We start from the raw sequence: 4,030 nt of genomic DNA, 5'->3' as shown, positions 1-4,030 counted from the left end.
ACCCGCTACATCGTCACCAATCTCGAGGGCGGCCGCGGCAAGCATCTTTACGAGAAGCTCTATTCCGCTCGCGGCCAAGCCGAGAAACACATCAAGGCGTGGAAGGCCCACCTCGCAGCAGACCGGACGTCGTGCTCGAAAGCCAACGCCAATCAGATGCGTCTGATGCTGCACGGCTGCGCCTACTGGATTTGGTGGAAGCTTCGCGCGGCTTGCCCAAAACGTCCACCATGGCGCCGCGCCCAGTTCGACACGCTGCGGCTGCATCTCGTCAGACTGGCCGCCACCATCGTCGAAAAGAAGACCCGGATCATCGTGACCCTGCCGGCATCGTGTCCCCGAAAGGGACTTCTCCTCCTTCTCTTCGACGCCCTCGCCCCACCGAAAACAGCCTGACGCAAGCGCCCCGACAAACCCCGAAATATCAACCCGTATCGCCCAAGACCCAAGTCACCGGCCCGCATGCCAACCGGACGCAAACACCGGGTGCGCGCAAGAAAACCGAGACCGGGGAAACCATCCCACGGAGCACAAGTCCGCAGCTTCATGAATTATGCGGGTTAGCTGTCCGCTTACACGCTGATGCAGTTCGGGGTCGTGCGTGGGCAGAGTTATGCATATGCGAGCATGGTGATTGCGGGCGCCTCCTGTATCTCGATCAGTCTGCTTGGGGCTTTCAACCCGGCAGTCCTGACAATGCAGATCTTCTACATCGTGATCAGCCTCGCGGGAATTGTGCGACTTTTCGTGGTGTCGCACATGCTGCGGGTCAGTGAGGAAGAACGCTCCTTGGTTCACTCGTTTCTGCCCGATCTTCCGCGACAATACGTTCGGACGTTCCTCAGACGGGGCGCTTGGGTCGACCTTGAAGCAGGCGAGGTGCTGGCCGAGGAGGGCCGCCCGCTTGACCGCCTGCTTTTTCTGACCTCAGGGCGGGCCAAGGTGGTGATCGACGGAAACACGGCAGGTCTGTGCCACGAAACCATCATCGGCCAGCTCACCTTCTTCACCGGAGAACCCGCGACGGCGACGGTGGAGATGGAAGGGCCGGGTCGCGCGTTCGTCTTGCAAGCTGCGCCGCTGCACCGGCTTTTGAGGCGTATACTCGCAATCAAGCTCGCCCTGATCGCCGGGTTTACCGAAGCCACCAAATCCATCCTCCTGCTGAGAAACCGGGAAGCTGGGCCGCCACTGAACTTGATCGACTGACGATGCCACCTGACTTTCCGAAAGCAGTCCCGGTCAGGGCGCCTGGAGGACAAGGCGGTGCGCCATCAGGCGAACCACGTAGAAGCCGAAGGCTGGGTTCTGGTAGTAGAGCGCCATGAAATCGGTTTCGTCCATCGCGAGGATCCGGGCGCTGCCGACGCTGCGGGCGCTAAGGGTCCGGCACCGCTTTTCGCTGAAGAAGGCCAACTCCCCGAAGATTTGACCTGCCTCGACGTTGCGGTCGATCTCGTCGAGGCGGACACAGCCGCTTTCGACGAAGTAAATCTTGTCGGCCGGATCGCCCTTGCGAAACAGGTAAGTATCGGGCGCGAGCGATATGGGTTCCAGGTATCCCTTCAGCCCGGGCGGGAAATCCGTTGCGACGCGCGCGCGGTGCACATCCCGCTTCTGGCGTAGAAGGTCATTAAGACGCAGGACGTTGAACGGCAGCAGCAGAATATGGAGCGCAAGCGTGGGATAGATCCACAAGATGGCGCTGTAGGCGATGAAGAAGACGTTTGCGGCGATGGCGAAGCAGCGCAGGGGCAGCATCGTCTTCATCGCATAGGCACCAAAGGTGAAGGTTGCCGCCAGCCACCCGAGCATTTCGACCAGCATCGGTTCTACCCGGCGCGAAACCGGCGGAACGTCCGGGAGGGGCGCCGCGGGTTGTTCATGATCGGTGCAGGGATGCCGCCCGCACCTGTTCATCTACGCCCTTGAGTTCGAAGGATCGCAGGGCCGCATTGTCGATCTCGCGGTCGGCGGCCCGCATGGCGGCTTCGCTGATCAGGACCTCCCCCGGCTCTGCGGCCGCGGCAAGGCGCGCGGCGACGTTCACGTCGAACCCAAAGGCGCTGACCTCCTGCATGTCATCGGTCACCGACACGACCGTCGAGAGGTAGGCCCGACCCGTGTGCATCGCCATGCCCACCGGAATGTCGCGGCCCGCGAACGTCGCTTGGGAAAGCACCTTCGGCAGCTCCATTCCGCCCCGGACGGCCATTTTTGGCATAGTCCGGTCCGCTGAAGCCCGGGGGCCAGACGGCGATGACCGCGTCGCCCTGAAACTGCAACACGAACCCCTCGGACCGCCAGAGGACGGGCACGATCGTCTCGCGCATGAAGGTGATCAGTTCCTTGAATTTCTTCGGCGACATAGATGCCGAGATCGAGACGGACCCCCGCAGATCGCAGAAGATGATCGACAGATCGACTTCCGCGCCGCCCGGATAGGCCTGTAGAAATCCGTCGCAGGCGTTACAGTAAAACGGGTTCCGGGCCGACGGGAAAAGGCCTATCCGCCGCGTCAGCCAACCGCCGACCCCGTGAGCGGCGCGTAGCACATCTTGCACCGCCCGCGCCCCGGCAGGAGCGAAAAGCGCTTCTGCTTGGTCGCCAGCACCGGGTGCTCCAGCCGAAAAACCTGATACCAGAGTTCTTCATTGCCGTTCTCGCGGGTAAATTCTTTCGGCCCGGGTAAAATATTCACCGCATCAACTCCTCCGGCGTGCCGCTCATCACGAGGGCATCTTTCTCGCTGCTCGCGTCCATGCCTTCGCTGTTGCAGACCGCCGTGCCCGCGAGGGGGCTTCGTCCGGCCACCACAATCCGGGGGTCGCCCACACCGCGATAGAGGACAGTCAGCTTCGTTCCTTCCTCGATCGGCACGCCGACCGGAATGGTGGGCCTGCCGGTCTCGGGGTCGTTCAGCCGGATCGATGGTACCGAGACGGGAACGCCCGCCTCGAGCAAGGGCGCATCAAGCCAGTTGGGAGCGGATTTCAGGGTCATGACGTGGTCGTAATCGGGGCTGAATGCCGGCACCTCGAACGGTCCGGACGCCTGCCGCGCCGTCTGCAGGTTGGTCATGTGCGCTTCGTCTCCCTCGCCCCAGAGGACATACGTGGCGCAGTCGGGCTGCTTCAGGTGATGGGCGAAGGGGCGGAAGGTGACGATCCGCTCGACCTCCACCTCGAAGTTTTCGATCAACGGGATCGTACGCGCCTCGTCCCACGGGAAGAAGTGCGGCTGCTGCTCCTCTTCCGGGCTGAAGGCGGGCAGGCCTTGGAAGATGTTGGCACGTAAGCGCGGTCGCCGCCGTGAGATAGAGCAACCTGCGGTCTGGAAATTCTGCTGAGAGCGGGTCATGCATCCTGGCATTCCCATTTGATGTAGGCCTTGGTCTCGGAGGCCCATTTCTCGTCGATCTCTACGAGGACGGCGCTGACCAGTCGCAGCAGAGCGTCGTCGCTGGGAAAGACCCTGACCTTTACGGTGCGCCGCTTGAGCTCGTGCTGGACGGATCGCTCCATCGGGTTTGAAGTGCGCAGCCGGCGGCGATGGTGCTCGGGCAGCGTGAAGACCGCGAGCCCCTCGGGCGCGTTTTCCTCCAGCCATGCGGCCAGCTTCGGCGCAGAGGTGCGATAGCTGGCGACGATCTCTGCCAAGGCCGTTTCTGCCTTGGCGAGCGTGCTGGCATTCCACACGGTGCGCAGCTCGGCTCCGATGCGCTTGCGGATCTCGACGTTCGGAGCGTGATGAATGGCGTTGCGCGCGAGATGGAACTGGCAGCGCTGCCACATGGCGCCGCCAAGAACAGCCCGCCGGGCAGCACGCAGCCCTGAGTGGTCATCCGAAACGATGAACTCGACGCCGCGCAGGCCGCGGGCGACCAGGCTCTCCAAGAAGCCCCGCCAGTGGACCTCGGCCTCGGACAGGGCCACGGAAACGCCCAGAACACGCCGCCGCTCGTCCGGGCCGATGCCGATTGCCGAGAGCACGGCAGCATCGCGCACCACCCCGCCGTGGCGCATCTTCT

Annotated in this window: 7 protein-coding genes; 2 read left to right on the top strand and 5 right to left on the bottom strand. The window is 63.1% G+C overall.

The annotated features are described in order from the left end of the window. Both JSE7799_RS03000 and JSE7799_RS02995 read left to right on the top strand, forming a co-directional pair. A partial coding sequence (locus tag JSE7799_RS03000) for a transposase (RefSeq protein ID WP_144431535.1) occupies positions 1-396 on the top strand: 396 nt, incomplete at its 5' end. A gap of 168 nt (positions 397-564) precedes the next feature. After that, positions 565-1,209, top strand: a complete 645-nt coding sequence (locus JSE7799_RS02995; protein WP_442354833.1) for a Crp/Fnr family transcriptional regulator — start codon at positions 565-567, stop codon at positions 1,207-1,209. 33 nt (positions 1,210-1,242) lie between these two features. Here the strand turns inward: JSE7799_RS02995 and JSE7799_RS02990 are convergent, their stop codons facing one another. From JSE7799_RS02990 to JSE7799_RS02970, 5 genes are all read right to left on the bottom strand, one after another. Further along, complete coding sequence (locus tag JSE7799_RS02990) at positions 1,243-1,827, bottom strand: Crp/Fnr family transcriptional regulator (protein ID WP_055662280.1); 585 nt, start codon at positions 1,825-1,827, stop codon at positions 1,243-1,245. A 55-nt stretch (positions 1,828-1,882) separates the two neighbouring features. Then, complete coding sequence (locus JSE7799_RS02985) at positions 1,883-2,197, bottom strand: adenylate/guanylate cyclase domain-containing protein (RefSeq protein WP_222101694.1); 315 nt, start codon at positions 2,195-2,197, stop codon at positions 1,883-1,885. 321 nt (positions 2,198-2,518) lie between these two features. Further along, on the bottom strand, positions 2,519-2,701 hold the full coding sequence (locus JSE7799_RS02980; protein WP_055662278.1) for a hypothetical protein: 183 nt from the start codon (positions 2,699-2,701) through the stop codon (positions 2,519-2,521). Then, positions 2,698-3,360, bottom strand: a complete 663-nt coding sequence (locus JSE7799_RS02975; RefSeq protein WP_055662277.1) for a hypothetical protein — start codon at positions 3,358-3,360, stop codon at positions 2,698-2,700. The genes JSE7799_RS02980 and JSE7799_RS02975 overlap by 4 nt, the downstream gene beginning before the upstream one ends. Continuing rightward, positions 3,357-4,030 (bottom strand): IS256 family transposase (locus JSE7799_RS02970; protein WP_186201827.1); only part of this gene is annotated, 674 nt, incomplete at its 5' end. The genes JSE7799_RS02975 and JSE7799_RS02970, both read right to left, overlap by 4 nt.

Source organism: Jannaschia seosinensis, from assembly GCF_001408515.1.
Classification (GTDB): domain Bacteria; phylum Pseudomonadota; class Alphaproteobacteria; order Rhodobacterales; family Rhodobacteraceae; genus Jannaschia; species Jannaschia seosinensis.
The sequence above is the reverse complement of the archived record's forward strand: the minus strand, read 5'-3'. Positions and strand labels throughout refer to the sequence as shown.

What these genes read in the sequence shown, in the direction of transcription:
- JSE7799_RS02990 (WP_055662280.1), bottom strand. Translation starts at nt 1,827, where the DNA reads ATGCTGGTCGAAATGCTCGGGTGGCTGGCGGCAACCTTCACCTTTGGT.
- JSE7799_RS02985 (WP_222101694.1), bottom strand. Translation starts at nt 2,197, where the DNA reads ATGGAGCTGCCGAAGGTGCTTTCCCAAGCGACGTTCGCGGGCCGCGAC.
- JSE7799_RS02975 (WP_055662277.1), bottom strand. Translation starts at nt 3,360, where the DNA reads ATGACCCGCTCTCAGCAGAATTTCCAGACCGCAGGTTGCTCTATCTCA.